The organism is Enterobacter sp. KB-221C9 (assembly GCF_041320715.1).
Lineage (GTDB): Bacteria > Pseudomonadota > Gammaproteobacteria > Enterobacterales > Enterobacteriaceae > Enterobacter > Enterobacter asburiae_D.
The window spans coordinates 235,309-251,027 of record NZ_JBGIWG010000008.1 but is presented as its reverse complement, the minus strand read 5'-3'; the positions used below and the strand labels follow the sequence as shown (position 1 = coordinate 251,027).

Below are 15,719 nucleotides of genomic sequence, written 5' to 3'. Positions count from 1 at the left end.
ATCCTATCCTATATTAATAATGTCAGGAATATTCCTAGACTGTTAGTTAATAATAAACGCTGAGCAGCAGGTTATTTTTTTCATCGAAGCAGTGTGGCTTCGGAATATTCCACGAATAAAGAAATATTCCTGGATTAAACAGAATCCGCGAAGCGTCACGCAACGAAGCCGCACCGGCACCATTCAGACCATTCCTGACAGTCTTCCATATTTCCTCCATTTTTCCGCTGCGTTAGCTGACTAAACTAGTATCATTCCCCGAAGTCTTCAGGATGAGAACGTATAACGATGAAAGGCAGTAACAAATCCCGCTGGGCAATCGCCGCTGGCATCATTGTGGTGGTCCTTGCCGCCGCCTGGTACTGGCACAGTCAATCCGCTAACGCCCCGGCACCCGCCGGTGCCAGGAGCGCGTCGCAGGGCCCAGCCGCCGGAGGCCGTCGCGGCATGCGCGGCGGCGCGCTGGCGCCGGTACAGGCGGCGACGGCGGTGAATAAAGCCGTTCCTCGCTACCTTACCGGTCTCGGAACCATTACCGCCGCCAACACCGTGACGGTGCGCAGCCGCGTCGACGGTCAGCTTCAGGCCATTCACTTCCAGGAAGGGCAGCAGGTCAAAGCGGGCGATCTGCTGGCGGAAATCGATCCGAGCCAGTTTAAGGTCGCCCTCGCCCAGGCGCAGGGGCAGCTCGCGAAAGACAAAGCCACCCTCGCCAACGCCCGTCGCGATCTGGCTCGCTACCAGCAGCTGGTGAAAACCAACCTCGTGTCTCGTCAGGAGCTGGATACCCAGCAATCGCTGGTCAGCGAAACGCAGGGCACCATCAAAGCCGACGAGGCCGCCGTGGCCAGCGCACAGCTGCAGCTGGACTGGAGCCGCATTACCGCGCCGATTGACGGGCGCGTGGGCCTGAAGCAGGTCGATATCGGCAACCAGATCTCCAGCGGCGACACCACAGGCATCGTGGTGATCACCCAGACTCACCCGATTGATTTAGTCTTTACCCTGCCGGAAAGCGACATTGCGACCGTGGTGCAGGCGCAAAAAGCCGGTAAAGGTCTGGTGGTGGAAGCCTGGGACCGCACCAACAAGCAGAAACTGAGCGAAGGCTCCCTGCTCAGCCTGGATAACCAGATCGACACCACCACCGGCACCATCAAGCTGAAGGCGCGCTTTAATAACCAGGACGATGCCCTCTTCCCGAACCAGTTCGTCAATGCGCGAATGCTGGTCGCTACCGAAGAGAACGCGGTGGTGATCCCCACCGCTGCGCTGCAAATGGGTAACGAAGGCAACTTCGTCTGGGTGCTGAACAGCGATAACAAAGTCAGCAAGCACCTGGTGAAAACCGGGATTCAGGACAGCCAGACGGTGGTCATCGCCGCCGGCCTTTCCGCAGGCGACCGCGTGGTCACCGACGGCATTGACCGTCTGACCGAAGGGGCCAAAGTGGAAGTGGTTGAACCTGCGAAACAGGGAGAGAAATCCTGATGCAGGTTATGCCGCCAGGCTCTACAGGCGGGCCGTCACGCCTGTTTATCCTCCGTCCTGTCGCCACCACGCTGCTGATGGTGGCGATCCTGCTCGCCGGGATTATCGGCTATCGCTTCCTGCCCGTGTCGGCGCTGCCGGAGGTGGATTACCCAACCATTCAGGTTGTCACTCTCTATCCAGGCGCCAGCCCGGACGTGGTGACGTCCGCCATTACCGCCCCGCTGGAGCGCCAGTTTGGGCAGATGTCGGGGCTAAAACAGATGTCCTCCCAGAGTTCCGGCGGGGCATCCGTGGTAACGCTGCAGTTCCAGCTGGCGCTGTCGCTGGACGTCGCCGAGCAGGAGGTGCAGGCCGCGATTAACGCCGCCACCAACCTGCTGCCGTCGGACCTGCCTAACCCGCCGGTCTACAGCAAGGTAAACCCGGCCGATCCGCCAATCATGACGCTTGCCGTCACCTCCTCCGCCATGCCGATGACGCAGGTCGAGGATATGGTCGAAACGCGCGTGGCGCAGAAAATTTCACAGGTCTCCGGCGTCGGCCTCGTCACGCTGGCGGGCGGCCAGCGCCCCGCCGTGCGCGTGAAGCTGAACGCGCAGGCGATTGCCGCGCTGGGCCTGACCAGCGAAACCATCCGCACCGCCATCAGCAGTGCCAACGTTAACTCGGCAAAAGGCTCGCTGGACGGCCCCACCCGCTCCGTGACGCTCTCTGCCAACGATCAGATGCAGTCCGCCGATGAATACCGCCAGCTGATTGTTGCTTACCAGAACGGCGCGCCGGTGCGTCTGGGCGACGTGGCGACCGTGGAGCAAGGTGCTGAAAACAGCTGGCTCGGCGCCTGGGCCAACAGGCAGCAGGCGATCGTGATGAACGTGCAGCGCCAGCCGGGCGCCAACATCATCGACACCGCCGACAGCATCCGCACCATGCTGCCGCAGCTGATCGAAAGCCTGCCGAAATCGGTCAGCGTGAAGGTGCTTTCAGACCGCACCACGAATATTCGCGCGTCGGTTACCGACACACAGTTTGAGCTGATGCTGGCGATTGCGCTGGTGGTCATGATCATTTACCTGTTCCTGCGCAACGTTCCGGCAACCATTATTCCCGCCGTCGCCGTGCCGCTCTCGCTGGTCGGGACCTTTGCGGTGATGGTGTTCCTCGATTTTTCGATTAATAACCTGACGCTGATGGCTCTCACCATCGCCACCGGGTTCGTGGTGGACGACGCCATCGTCGTTATCGAGAACATTTCGCGCTATATCGAGAAAGGTGAAAAACCGCTGGCGGCCGCGCTGAAAGGCGCGGGCGAAATCGGCTTTACCATTATCTCGCTGACCTTCTCGCTGATTGCGGTGCTGATCCCGCTGCTGTTTATGGGCGATATCGTCGGGCGACTGTTCCGCGAGTTTGCCGTGACGCTGGCGGTCGCCATTTTGATCTCCGCCGTGGTGTCGCTGACCCTGACGCCGATGATGTGCGCCCGCATGCTGAGCCACGAGTCCCTGCGCAAGCAAAACCGCTTCTCGCGCGCCTCCGAGCGCATGTTCGAGCGCATTATCGCCGCCTACGGTCGCGTGCTGGCGAAAGTCCTTAACCATCCGTGGGCCACGCTCGGCGTGGCGCTGGGAACGCTGGCGCTCAGCGTGATGCTGTGGATTTTCATTCCGAAAGGTTTCTTCCCCATCCAGGACAACGGCATTATTCAGGGCACGCTTCAGGCCCCGCAGTCGGTCTCCTTCGCCAATATGGCACAGCGCCAGCAGCAGGTGTCTGAGATCGTCATGAAAGATCCGGCGGTAGAGAGCCTGACCTCCTACGTGGGCGTCGACGGCACCAACCCGTCGCTCAACAGCGCGCGTCTGCAGATCAACCTCAAGCCGCTGGATGAACGCGACGATCGCGTCAACGCCGTCATTGAGCGTCTGCAAAACGCCGTCGCGCGCGTGCCGGGCGTGGAGCTTTACCTGCAGCCCATTCAGGATTTGACCATTGATACCCAGGTCAGCCGCACGCAGTATCAGTTCACGCTGCAGGCCACCTCGCTGGACGCGCTCAGCACCTGGGTGCCGCAGCTGGTGAATAAGCTCAAAACCCTGCCGCAGCTCGCCGACGTCAGCAGCGACTGGCAGGACAAAGGGCTGGCGGCGTACGTTAACGTCAACCGCGATACCGCCAGCCGCCTGGGCATTACCATGTCGGACGTGGACAACGCCCTGTACAACGCCTTCGGTCAGCGCCTGATCTCCACCATCTATACCCAGGCCAACCAGTATCGCGTGGTGCTGGAGCACAATACGGAGAACACGCCCGGCCTGGCGGGGCTGGACTCGGTGCGCCTGACCAGCAAAGACGGCGGTATTGTGCCGCTGAGCGCCATCGCCACGGTGGAAGAACGCTATACCCCGCTGTCGATCAACCATCTTGATCAGTTCCCGTCCACCACCATTTCCTTCAACGTGCCGGACAATTATTCTCTCGGCGAAGCGGTGGAGGCCATTCAGGCTGCTGAAAAAGAGCTCAGCTTCCCGTCCGATATTCAGACCCAGTTCCAGGGCAGCACGCTGGCGTTTCAGGCCGCGCTGGGTAACACCATCTGGCTGATCGTCGCGGCGGTCGTGGCGATGTACATCGTGCTCGGGGTGCTGTACGAGAGCTTTATCCACCCGATCACCATCCTCTCTACCCTGCCGACGGCGGGCGTGGGGGCGCTGCTGGCATTGATGCTGGCGGGCAGCGAGCTGGACGTTATTGCCATCATCGGCATTATCCTGCTTATCGGGATCGTGAAGAAAAACGCCATCATGATGATCGACTTCGCCCTGGCCGCCGAGCGCGAGCAGGGCATGTCGCCGCGCGATGCCATTTTCCAGGCCTGCCTGCTGCGTTTCCGTCCGATCCTGATGACCACCCTGGCGGCCCTGCTGGGCGCGCTGCCGCTGATGCTCAGCACGGGCGTCGGCGCGGAGCTGCGTCGTCCGCTGGGTATCGGCATGGTCGGCGGTCTGCTGGTAAGCCAGGTACTGACGCTGTTCACCACGCCGGTGATCTACCTGCTGTTTGACCGCCTGGCGCTGTGGACCAAAAGCCGCTTCCCGAAACGTGAAGAGGAGGCATAAGTGAAGTTTTTCGCCCTCTTCATTTATCGCCCGGTGGCAACGATTTTAATCTCGCTCGCCATTACCCTCTGCGGCGTGCTGGGCTTCCGGCTTCTGCCGGTGGCGCCGCTGCCGCAGGTGGATTTCCCGGTGATCATGGTGAGCGCCTCGCTGCCGGGAGCATCACCGGAAACCATGGCCTCGTCGGTTGCCACGCCGCTGGAGCGTTCCCTTGGCCGGATTGCGGGGGTCAACGAGATGACCTCCAGCAGCTCGCTGGGCAGCACGCGCATCATTCTGGAGTTCAGCTTCGACCGGGATATTAACGGTGCGGCGCGCGACGTGCAGGCGGCCATCAACGCCGCACAAAGCCTGCTGCCGAGCGGAATGCCGAGCCGCCCAACCTACCGCAAGGCCAACCCGTCCGATGCGCCGATCATGATCCTGACGCTGACCTCGGATACGTACTCGCAGGGGCAGCTTTACGACTTTGCGTCTACCCAGCTGGCGCAGACAATCTCACAAATTAACGGCGTCGGTGACGTGAGCGTCGGCGGAAGTTCCCTGCCCGCCGTGCGCGTGGGCCTAAACCCGCAGGCGCTGTTCAACCAGGGCGTGTCGCTGGACGACGTGCGCTCCGCCATCAGCACGGCCAACGTCCGCAAGCCGCAGGGGGCGATTGAGGACGGTAGCCACCGCTGGCAGATCCACACCAACGACGAGCTGAAAACCGCAGCGGAATATCAGCCGCTCATTATTCACTACAACAACGGCGCGGCGGTGCGCTTAAGCGATGTCGCCAGCGTCACCGACTCGGTGCAGGACGTGCGTAACGCCGGGATGACCAACGCCAAGCCGGCCATTCTGCTGATGATCCGCAAGCTGCCGGAAGCGAACATTATTGAGACGGTGAACAGCATTCGCGCCCGCCTCCCGGAGCTGCGGCAGACCATCCCGGCAGCGATCGATCTGCAAATTGCCCAGGATCGCTCCCCGACCATTCGCGCCTCGCTTGAAGAGGTGGAGCAAACGCTGATTATCTCCGTCGCGCTGGTGATCCTGGTGGTCTTCCTGTTCCTGCGCTCCGGCCGCGCGACGCTTATCCCGGCGGTAGCCGTGCCGGTCTCGCTGATCGGGACCTTTGCCGCCATGTACCTGTGCGGGTTTAGCCTCAACAACCTGTCGCTGATGGCCCTGACAATTGCCACGGGCTTCGTGGTGGATGATGCCATCGTGGTGCTGGAAAACATTTCCCGCCACCTGGAAGCGGGCGTGAAGCCGCTACAGGCCGCGCTGCAGGGCACGCGCGAGGTGGGCTTTACGGTGCTCTCAATGAGCCTGTCGCTGGTGGCGGTATTCCTGCCGCTGCTGCTGATGGGCGGGCTGCCGGGCAGGCTGCTGCGCGAGTTTGCCGTCACCCTCTCCGTCGCCATCGGCATTTCGCTGGTTATCTCCTTAACGCTGACGCCAATGATGTGCGGCTGGATGCTCAAGCGCAGCAAACCCCATTCGCAGCCGCGCCGCAAAGGCTTTGGTCGCTTCCTGATGGCGATGCAGGAAGGCTACGGCAAATCGCTGAAGTGGGTGCTGAACCATACCCGGCTGGTTGGCCTGGTGCTGATCGGCACCATCGTGCTCAACGTGTGGATGTACATCACCATCCCGAAAACCTTCTTCCCCGAGCAGGACACCGGCGTGCTGATGGGCGGGATTCAGGCGGACCAGAGCATTTCGTTCCAGGCGATGCGCGGCAAGCTGCAGGACTTTATGAAGATCATTCGTGAAGACAAAGCCGTGGATAACGTCACCGGCTTTACCGGCGGGTCACGCGTCAACAGCGGGATGATGTTTATTACCCTGAAACCGCGCGGCGAACGCAACGAAACCGCCCAGCAGGTGATTGACCGCCTGCGGGTGAAGCTCGCCAAAGAGCCGGGGGCAAACCTGTTTTTGATGGCCGTTCAGGATATCCGCGTCGGCGGCCGTCAGGCGAACGCCAGCTATCAGTACACGTTGCTCTCGGACGATTTAGCCGCCCTGCGCGAGTGGGAGCCGAAGATCCGCAAGGCGCTGGCCGCCCTGCCGGAGCTGGCGGACGTCAACTCCGATCAGCAGGACAACGGCGCCGAGATGGCCCTGACCTACGACCGCGAAACCATGTCGCGTCTGGGCATTAACGTTGAAGCCGCCAACAGCCTGCTGAACAACGCCTTCGGCCAGCGCGAGATCTCCACCATCTACCAGCCGATGAACCAGTACAAGGTGGTGATGGAAGTTGATCCGCGCTACACCCAGGACATCAGCGCCCTGGACAAAATGTTTGTGATTAACAACGACGGCAAGGCGATTCCGCTCTCCTACTTTGCCAGCTGGCAGCCCGCCAACGCGCCGCTGTCGGTGAACCATCAGGGGCTTTCGGCGGCGTCGACCATCTCCTTTAACCTGCCCGCCGGTTCGTCGCTTTCTGAAGCCAGCGACGCAATCAACCGCGCGATGACGCAGCTTGGCGTGCCGTCCACCGTGCGCGGAAGCTTTGCCGGGACCGCGCAGGTGTTCCAGGAGACGATGAACTCGCAGGTGATTTTGATTCTGGCCGCCATCGCCACGGTTTATATTGTGCTGGGCGTGCTGTACGAGAGCTACGTTCACCCGCTGACCATTCTCTCGACGCTGCCGTCGGCGGGCGTGGGGGCGCTGCTGGCGCTGGAGCTGTTCGGCGCGCCGTTCAGCCTTATCGCCCTCATCGGGATCATGCTATTGATCGGTATTGTGAAGAAAAACGCGATCATGATGGTGGACTTCGCCCTGGACGCCCAGCGCAACGGCAATCTGTCGCCGGAAGAGGCGATCTTCCAGGCCTGCCTGCTGCGTTTTCGTCCGATCATGATGACCACCCTGGCGGCGCTGTTTGGCGCGCTGCCGCTGGTTATCTCGGGTGGAGACGGCTCGGAGCTGCGCCAGCCGCTGGGGATCACCATTGTCGGCGGCCTGGTCATGAGCCAGCTGCTGACGCTGTACACCACGCCGGTGGTCTATCTGTTCTTCGACCGCCTGCGGCTGCGCTTTTCGCGTAAAAACAGAACCACGGTGACCGAGTAGATGACCGATCTCCCCGCTAACGTTCGCTGGCAGTTATGGATAGTCGCCTTCGGCTTCTTTATGCAGTCGCTGGATACGACCATCGTCAACACCGCCCTCCCCTCCATGGCGAAAAGCCTGGGGGAGAGCCCGCTGCATATGCATATGGTGATTGTCTCCTACGTGCTGACGGTGGCCGTCATGCTGCCCGCCAGCGGCTGGCTGGCGGACAAAGTGGGCGTGCGGAATATCTTCTTCACCGCCATCGTGCTGTTTACCACCGGCTCGCTGTTTTGCGCCCAGGCCAACACCCTCGACCAGCTGGTGATGGCGCGCGTGCTGCAGGGCGTTGGCGGGGCGATGATGGTGCCCGTCGGGCGGCTAACGGTGATGAAGATTGTGCCGCGCGAGCAGTACATGGCGGCGATGACCTTTGTGACCCTGCCCGGCCAGGTGGGGCCGCTGCTGGGCCCGGCGCTCGGCGGCATTCTGGTGGAGTACGCCTCGTGGCACTGGATCTTCTTAATCAATCTTCCCGTTGGCATCATCGGCGCCATCGCCACCCTGACGCTGATGCCGAACTACAAAATGCAGACGCGGCGATTCGATCTCTTTGGCTTTATCCTGCTGGCGGGGGGCATGGCCACGCTTACCCTCGCGCTCGACGGGCAAAAAGGGCTGGGGATTTCGCCCCTGACGCTCGGGCTCCTGATCGCGCTCGGCGTTACCGCCATACTGTGGTACCTGTGGCACGCCAGAGGTAACGATAAGGCGCTGTTCAGCCTGAACCTGTTTAAAAACCCTACCTACCGCCTTGGCCTGTTCGGCAGCTTCGCCGGGCGCGTCGGCAGCGGCATGCTGCCGTTTATGACGCCCGTTTTCCTGCAAATCGGAATGGGATTTTCGCCCTTCCACGCGGGACTGATGATGATCCCGATGGTGCTCGGCAGCATGGGAATGAAGCGCATCGTGGTGCAGGTGGTGAACCGCTTTGGCTACCGTCACGTGCTGGTAACCGCCACACTGGGGCTGGCGCTGGTGAGTCTGCTGTTTATGGCCGTGGCGCTGATGGGCTGGTACTACGTTCTGCCGCTGGTGCTGTTCTGCCAGGGGATCGTCAACTCCATGCGCTTCTCCTCGATGAATACCCTGACGCTGAAGGACCTGCCGGACGATCTGGCGAGCAGCGGCAATAGCCTGCTGTCGATGATCATGCAGCTCTCAATGAGCGTCGGGGTGACCATTGCGGGCTTACTGCTCGGCATGTACGGCCAGCACCATCTCAGCGTCGACACGCCGGTGGCGCATCAGGTCTTTTTATATACCTATCTCAGCATGGCGGTCATCATCGCCCTGCCCGCTTTCATCTTCGCCAGAGTGCCGGATGATACCAGCAAGAACGTCGTGATTAGGCGCGGCAAAAGGAGTGGTTCATGAAATTCTGGCGTCCGGGCATTACCGGCAAGCTCTTCGTGGCGATATTTGCCACCTGTATCGTCCTGCTGGTCACCATGCACTGGGCGGTGCGGATCAGCTTCGAGCGCGGTTTTATTGATTACATCAAGCATGGCAATGAACAGCGTTTACAGGGCTTAAGCGATGCGCTGAGTGAACAGTACGCCCAGCACGGCAACTGGCGTTTTCTGCGCAATAACGACCGCTTTATTTTCCAGATCCTGCGCTCGCTGGAGCACGATACCGGTGACGATCGTCCGGGGCCAGGCATGCCGCCGCACGGCTGGCGCACCCAGTTCTGGGTGATTGACCAGGACATGCGCACGCTGGTGGGACCGCGCGCGCCCATACCGCCGGACGGCACCCGTCGTGCGATCAAAGTCAATAATGCCATCGTCGGCTGGGTTATCGCCTCTCCGGTGGAGCGCCTGACGCGCAACACCGACATCAACTTTGACCGCCAGCAGCGTCGGACAAGCTGGCTGATTGTCGCCCTCTCCACCCTGCTCGCCGCGCTCGCCACCTTCCCGCTGGCGCGCGGTCTGCTCGCCCCGGTGAAACGGCTGGTGGAAGGCACGCACAAGCTGGCCGCCGGGGATTTCACCACCCGCGTCGATACCCGCAGCCAGGACGAACTGGGCAAGCTGGCGCAGGACTTTAACCAGCTCGCCAGCACGCTGGAGAAGAACCAGCAGATGCGCCGCGACTTTATGGCCGACATTTCGCACGAGCTGCGCACGCCGCTGGCGGTGCTGCGCGGCGAGCTGGAGGCCATTCAGGACGGCGTGCGTCAGTTTACGCCCGAATCGGTGGCCTCTCTGCAGGCGGAGGTGGGTACGCTTACCAAGCTGGTGGACGACCTCCACCAGCTCTCCATGTCCGACGAAGGCGCGCTGGCTTACCAGAAAGCGCCGGTGGACGTGATTAACATTCTGGAAGTGATCAGCGGCGCCTTCCGCGAGCGATTTGCCAGCCGCAACCTGACAATCAACCACTCCCTGCCGGACAGCGCGGTGGTGTTTGGCGACAAAGACCGGCTGATGCAGCTGTTCAATAACCTGCTGGAGAACAGCCTGCGCTATACCGACAGCGGCGGCGGGCTGCACATCTCCGGCAGGCAGGAAAACGGGCGCTTTGCCCTCACCTTCGCGGATTCGGCCCCCGGCGTGCAGGACGCGCAGCTGGAAAAACTGTTTGAACGTTTCTACCGTACCGAAGGCTCCCGCAACCGCGCCAGCGGCGGTTCCGGCCTGGGGCTGGCGATTTGCGTTAACATCGTCGAGGCGCATAATGGCACGATCCGCGCCGCCCATTCGCCTTTTGGCGGGGTTAGCATTACAGTAGAGTTACCTCTGGAACGGGATTTATCGAGAGAAGTATGACCGAGTTACCGATTGACGAAAACACGCCGCGCATTTTGATTGTGGAAGACGAGCCGAAGCTGGGACAGCTGCTGATCGACTATTTACGCGCGGCCAGCTATGCCCCGTCGCTGATCGGCCACGGCGACCAGGTGCTGCCATACGTGCGCCAGACCCCGCCGGACCTGATCCTGCTGGATTTAATGCTGCCGGGCGTTGACGGACTGACCCTGTGCCGGGAAATTCGTCGCTTCTCCGACGTACCGATCGTCATGGTCACCGCCAAAATTGAAGAGATCGACCGCCTGCTGGGGCTTGAAATTGGCGCAGACGATTACATCTGCAAACCCTACAGCCCGCGTGAAGTGGTCGCCCGCGTGAAAACCATTCTGCGCCGCTGCAGGCCGCAGCGCGAGCTTCAGGTGCTTGACGCCGAAAGCCCGCTGATTGTCGACGAAAGCCGCTTCCAGGCGAGCTGGCGCAGCAAGCTGCTGGACCTGACCCCTGCGGAGTTCCGCCTGCTGAAAACCCTCTCCCACGAGCCGGGAAAAGTCTTCTCCCGCGAGCAGCTGCTGAACCGTCTGTATGACGATTACCGCGTCGTGACCGACCGCACCATCGACAGCCATATCAAAAACCTGCGCCGCAAGCTGGAAGCGCTGGACGCCGAGCAGTCGTTTATCCGCGCGGTGTATGGCGTGGGGTATCGCTGGGAAGCGGATGCGTGCAGGATTGCCTAGTCAGCCGCTGGTCAATGTAGGCCGGGTAAGGCGAAGCCGCCACCCGGCACAATAACTTTACCTCCCTGCCCCGCAGCGCTACAATGCCCGCCCTTAAAGTGGGGGATCTCCCCTTACCGCTGCACCTGGTGCACGCGGATCTGACCTGTCATCAGAACGAGAACAAACATGTTTAAACCGGAACTCCTCTCCCCGGCGGGAACGCTGCAAAATATGCGTTACGCTTTCGCCTATGGTGCCGACGCCGTTTATGCGGGCCAGCCGCGCTACTCGCTGCGCGTGCGTAACAACGAATTCAACCACGAGAACCTGCAGCTCGGCATCAACGAAGCGCATGCCCTGGGCAAAAAATTCTACGTGGTCGTGAACATCGCGCCGCACAACGCCAAGCTGAAAACGTTCATCCGTGACCTGAAGCCGGTGGTGGATATGGGGCCGGACGCGCTGATCATGTCGGACCCGGGTTTAATCATGCTGGTTCGGGAGAACTTCCCGGAGATGGATATTCACCTCTCCGTACAGGCTAACGCCGTCAACTGGGCGACGGTCAAGTTCTGGAAGCAGATGGGGCTGACCCGCGTCATTCTTTCCCGCGAGCTTTCCCTGGAAGAGATTGAAGAGATCCGCACTCAGGTGCCGGATATGGAAATCGAAATCTTCGTTCACGGCGCGCTGTGCATGGCCTACTCCGGTCGCTGCCTGCTCTCCGGCTATATCAACAAGCGCGACCCGAACCAGGGCACCTGCACCAACGCCTGCCGCTGGGAATATAACGTCCAGGAAGGCAAAGAGGATGACGTCGGCAACATCGTCCACAAGCACGAGCCGATCCCGGTGACCAACGTCGAGCCTACGCTGGGCATCGGCGCGCCAACCGACAGCGTGTTTATGATTGAAGAAGCTAAACGTCCGGGCGAGTACATGACCGCCTTTGAAGACGAGCACGGCACCTACATCATGAACTCGAAAGATCTGCGCGCCATCGCCCACGTTGAGCGTCTGACCCAGATGGGCGTGCACTCCCTGAAGATCGAAGGCCGCACCAAATCCTATTACTACTGCGCGCGTACCGCACAGGTATACCGCAAAGCCATCGACGATGCAGCTGCCGGTAAACCGTTCGATACCAGCCTGCTGGAAACCCTGGAAGGCCTGGCGCACCGTGGCTATACCGAAGGCTTCCTGCGCCGTCATACCCATGACGACTACCAGAACTACGAGCACGGCTACTCCGTTTCCGAGCGCCAGCAGTTTGTCGGCGACTTCACCGGCGAGCGCAAAGGCGCGCTGGCGGCCGTCGCGGTGAAAAACAAATTCACCAAAGGCGACAGCCTGGAGCTGATGACCCCGCAGGGCAACATGAACTTTACGTTGGAGCATCTGGAAAACGGCAAAGGCGAAGCGATTGACGTGGCGCCGGGTGACGGTCATACCGTCTGGCTGCCGGTTCCGGAAGAGGTAGAGCTGAAGTTCGCGTTGCTGATGCGTAACTTCAACGGTGAAAGCACCCGAAACCCGCACGGCAAATAGTTGATCAGGGAAATTTTTTCGCGCTGGGATAATTCTTAGAATCGGATCACATACCGCTTCGTTCAATACGGGTATTATCCCCCCGCTGAAAAACATAACCCATAAATGCTAGCTGTACCAGGAACCACCTCCTTAGCCTGCGTAATCTCCCTTACGCGGGCTTATTTTTTGCCTTCTCTTTCCTCAACCCAGGCAATAAGCTCGTCGATTTGCTTCTCTGAGAACACGGCTATTCCATGCTCTGCAAGCAACGATGCCGCAACACCCATCCCCGCTTTATGTATCCCGCCAAAAGATCCGTCATAAATAAACTGACTCCCGCACGTTGGGCTGCCATCGGTTAACAATGCAGCGCTGCACCCAGATTCCTGAGCTGTACGTAGCGCGAGCCAGGCTGCAAGCTGGTAATGCTCAGTCACATCCTGCCCTGTATTTTCAATAATTCTGGCTTGTCCGTGCATCACGTCTTTGCCATCAGCGGACATAATCTCTGCCGGAGGACGAGGTACAGGCAGCCCGGCCGCAAGTTCAGGACAGTGGATAACCAGACGTTGTTCCTGTTGCCAGCGAGCGAGTTGCTCGTTCATTCGCGCTTTTTCACTTCCGTTATAACGAACCCTGAAGCCCATCAGGCAAGCGCTTACCAAAATTTTATTCATCATCACTTTCCTGTGATTACATTGACGTCATCGCTGAAGTGTAACGCGCTTTCGTGCCTATTTTGTTCCTTTCATCCTGTTCTTACCCGCTTTTTTCCTCTCTGCTATACACTCTTACTAACGCTAAAAAAGGGAGCAGCGCGGATGGCAACCTATCCAGACAGTTTATTGATTCTCAATGGCAAAAGTGCGGGCAACGATCTGTTGCGTCAGGTGATTCAGGGTTTGCGTGACGATGGCGCGCGCATCCACGTCAGGGTGACGTGGGAAAAAGGCGACGCGGCACGCTATATCAATGAAGCCCTCGGGCTTGGCGTCAACACCATCATTTCCGGCGGCGGCGACGGCACCATCAATGAGATTGCATCAGCGCTTATCGACCTGCCCCCGGCAAACCGGCCGGTGATGGGCATTTTACCGCTCGGCACCGCCAATGATTTTGCCACCAGCGCTGGGATCCCGGAGGAGTTAGAGAAGGCGCTCCAGTTGGCGATCCTCGGCAAGGCCACCGCTGTGGATATTGCGCAGGTGAATGATAAAACCTGTTTTATCAACATGGCGACGGGCGGGTTTGGCACGCGCATCACCAGCGAAACGCCGGAAAAACTGAAGGCGGCGCTGGGCGGCGTATCGTACCTGATCCACGGCCTGATGCGCATGGACACCCTCAAGCCTGACCGCTGCGAAATTCGCGGCGAGGATTTTCAGTGGCAGGGTGACGCGCTGGTGATTGGCATCGGCAACGGGCGTCAGGCGGGCGGCGGACAGCAGCTCTGCCCGGAGGCGCTGATCAATGACGGTCAGCTACAGCTGCGTATTTTCACTGGCGACGGCCTGCTGCCCGCGCTGTTTACCACGCTGACGCAGCCGGAAGAGAGTCCAAATATCATCGCCGGAAAATCGGCGTGGTTTGAAGTGAATGCTCCGCACGGGATGACCTTTAACCTCGACGGAGAGCCGCTGAGCGGGACGCAGTTCCGCATTGAGGTCTTGCCCGGGGCTCTGCATTGCCGGCTACCGCCGGACTGTGTGCTTCTGCGCTGATTGTATTGCCGGGTGGCGGCTACGCCTTACCCGGCCTACGTTTCGCCCTCAGGTTAGGCAATCGTTACTTTGCTATCCAGATAGACGTCCTGAACCGCATTGATCAGCTTCACGCCGTCGGCCATCGATTTCTTAAACGCCTTACGGCCAAGGATCAGCCCCATGCCGCCCGCGCGTTTGTTAATAACCGCCGTACGCACCGCGTCTGACAGGTCGGTATCACCGCCCGCCGCGCCGCCGGAGTTAATCAGCCCCGCACGGCCCATGTAGCAGTTCGCCAGCTGGTAGCGCACAAGGTCAATCGGGTTTTCGCTGGTCAGCTTGCTGTAAACGCGGTCATCGGTATAGCCAAAGTTCACCGCTTTATAGCCGCCGTTATTCTCGGCCATTTTCTGCTTCACGATATCCGCGCCGATGGTCGCCGCCAGGTGGTTCGCCTGCCCGGTCAGGTCGGCCGACACGTGGTAATCCACGCCGTCTTTCTTGAACGCGTTGTTGCGCAGATATGCCCACAGTACGGTCACCATGCCCAGTTCGTGCGCACGCTCAAACGCCGCGGAGATCTCTTCAATCTGACGACGAGACTGCTCAGAACCGAAATAGATGGTCGCCCCTACCGCCACCGCCCCCATGTTGAACGCCTGCTCGACGCTGGCGTAGAGGGTCTGGTCATATTCGGTAGGGTAGCTGAGGGTTTCGTTGTGGTTCAGCTTCACGAGGAACGGAATGCGGTGGGCATAGCGACGCGAAACCGAAGCCAGCACGCCGTAGGTGGAGGCGACACAGTTACAGCCCGCTTCAATCGCCAGCTCAACAATGTTCTTCGGATCGAAGTAGAGCGGATTCGCCGCGAAAGACGCGCCCGCCGAGTGCTCAACGCCCTGGTCTACGGGCAGAATAGAGAGATACCCGGTGCCGCCGAGCCGCCCGGTGTTGTAGAGCGTCTGCATATTTCGCAGGACCGCAGGCGGACGGTTGTTGTCGATCATCACGCGGTCAACGTAGTCATGACCAGGCAGATACAGCTGGTCGGCTGGAATGGTCATACAACGATGCTGTAAAAGGCTGTCGGCGTCTTTGCCAAGCAACTGCGCAATATCAGTCATGTGATACTCCCGTAAGTCCGACGTCGTGTCGGTGTGTGTTTATCCAGTCCCATCTTTTATGGGCAGACTAAGCCTGGTACCGACTTAACAGATTTTCCACCCTCTGCATTTTTTTTCAGCACAATCTGCTGGCTCGATTCGTGTACAACAAAAC

The 15,719-nt window shown here is 60.0% G+C and carries 10 protein-coding genes; 8 read left to right on the top strand and 2 right to left on the bottom strand.

The features are described from left to right. The first annotated feature begins 288 nt into the window (after positions 1 to 288). The 7 genes from AB8846_RS14425 to yegQ all read left to right on the top strand — a co-directional run bounded on the left by AB8846_RS14425 (position 289) and on the right by yegQ (position 12,756). On the top strand, positions 289 to 1,491 hold the full coding sequence (locus AB8846_RS14425) for an MdtA/MuxA family multidrug efflux RND transporter periplasmic adaptor subunit (RefSeq protein ID WP_370732997.1): 1,203 nt from the start codon (positions 289 to 291) through the stop codon (positions 1,489 to 1,491). Then, positions 1,491 to 4,613 carry an MdtB/MuxB family multidrug efflux RND transporter permease subunit gene (locus AB8846_RS14420; RefSeq protein WP_370732996.1) on the top strand — a complete coding sequence of 1,041 codons (3,123 nt, stop codon included), beginning with the start codon at positions 1,491 to 1,493 and terminating at the stop codon, positions 4,611 to 4,613. The genes AB8846_RS14425 and AB8846_RS14420 overlap by 1 nt, the downstream gene beginning before the upstream one ends. Further along, the gene (gene mdtC / locus AB8846_RS14415) at positions 4,614 to 7,691 is read left to right on the top strand and encodes a multidrug efflux RND transporter permease subunit MdtC (RefSeq protein ID WP_370732995.1); all 3,078 of its coding nucleotides are present in this window, start codon (positions 4,614 to 4,616) and stop codon (positions 7,689 to 7,691) included. Continuing rightward, positions 7,692 to 9,107 (top strand): MFS transporter, encoded by a 1,416-nt coding sequence (locus AB8846_RS14410; RefSeq protein ID WP_063144547.1) that lies wholly within the window; start codon positions 7,692 to 7,694, stop codon positions 9,105 to 9,107. It begins immediately after the preceding gene. Beyond that, positions 9,104 to 10,507 carry a two-component system sensor histidine kinase BaeS gene (gene baeS / locus AB8846_RS14405; RefSeq protein WP_370732994.1) on the top strand — a complete coding sequence of 468 codons (1,404 nt, stop codon included), beginning with the start codon at positions 9,104 to 9,106 and terminating at the stop codon, positions 10,505 to 10,507. Before AB8846_RS14410 ends, baeS begins: the two co-directional genes overlap by 4 nt. Then, positions 10,504 to 11,226: a two-component system response regulator BaeR gene (baeR, locus tag AB8846_RS14400; protein WP_370732993.1), complete on the top strand. Its 723-nt coding sequence runs from the start codon at positions 10,504 to 10,506 to the stop codon at positions 11,224 to 11,226. Before baeS ends, baeR begins: the two co-directional genes overlap by 4 nt. A 168-nt stretch (positions 11,227 to 11,394) precedes the next feature. After that, positions 11,395 to 12,756: a tRNA 5-hydroxyuridine modification protein YegQ gene (yegQ, locus tag AB8846_RS14395; protein WP_023312421.1), complete on the top strand. Its 1,362-nt coding sequence runs from the start codon at positions 11,395 to 11,397 to the stop codon at positions 12,754 to 12,756. Between the two features lie 161 nt (positions 12,757 to 12,917). Here yegQ and AB8846_RS14390 read toward each other — a convergent pair whose 3' ends face one another. After that, complete coding sequence (locus AB8846_RS14390) at positions 12,918 to 13,418, bottom strand: DUF523 domain-containing protein (RefSeq protein WP_331411916.1); 501 nt, start codon at positions 13,416 to 13,418, stop codon at positions 12,918 to 12,920. A 141-nt stretch (positions 13,419 to 13,559) separates the two neighbouring features. Between AB8846_RS14390 and yegS the strand changes: the two genes are divergently transcribed. Then, positions 13,560 to 14,459: a lipid kinase YegS gene (gene yegS, locus AB8846_RS14385; protein ID WP_370732992.1), complete on the top strand. Its 900-nt coding sequence runs from the start codon at positions 13,560 to 13,562 to the stop codon at positions 14,457 to 14,459. Positions 14,460 to 14,512: 53 nt separating this feature from the next. On the opposite strand, the gene fbaB is transcribed toward yegS, so the two are convergent. Further along, the gene (gene fbaB, locus AB8846_RS14380; RefSeq protein ID WP_223561014.1) at positions 14,513 to 15,565 is read right to left on the bottom strand and encodes a class I fructose-bisphosphate aldolase; all 1,053 of its coding nucleotides are present in this window, start codon (positions 15,563 to 15,565) and stop codon (positions 14,513 to 14,515) included. Between the last annotated feature and the right edge of the window lie 154 nt (positions 15,566 to 15,719).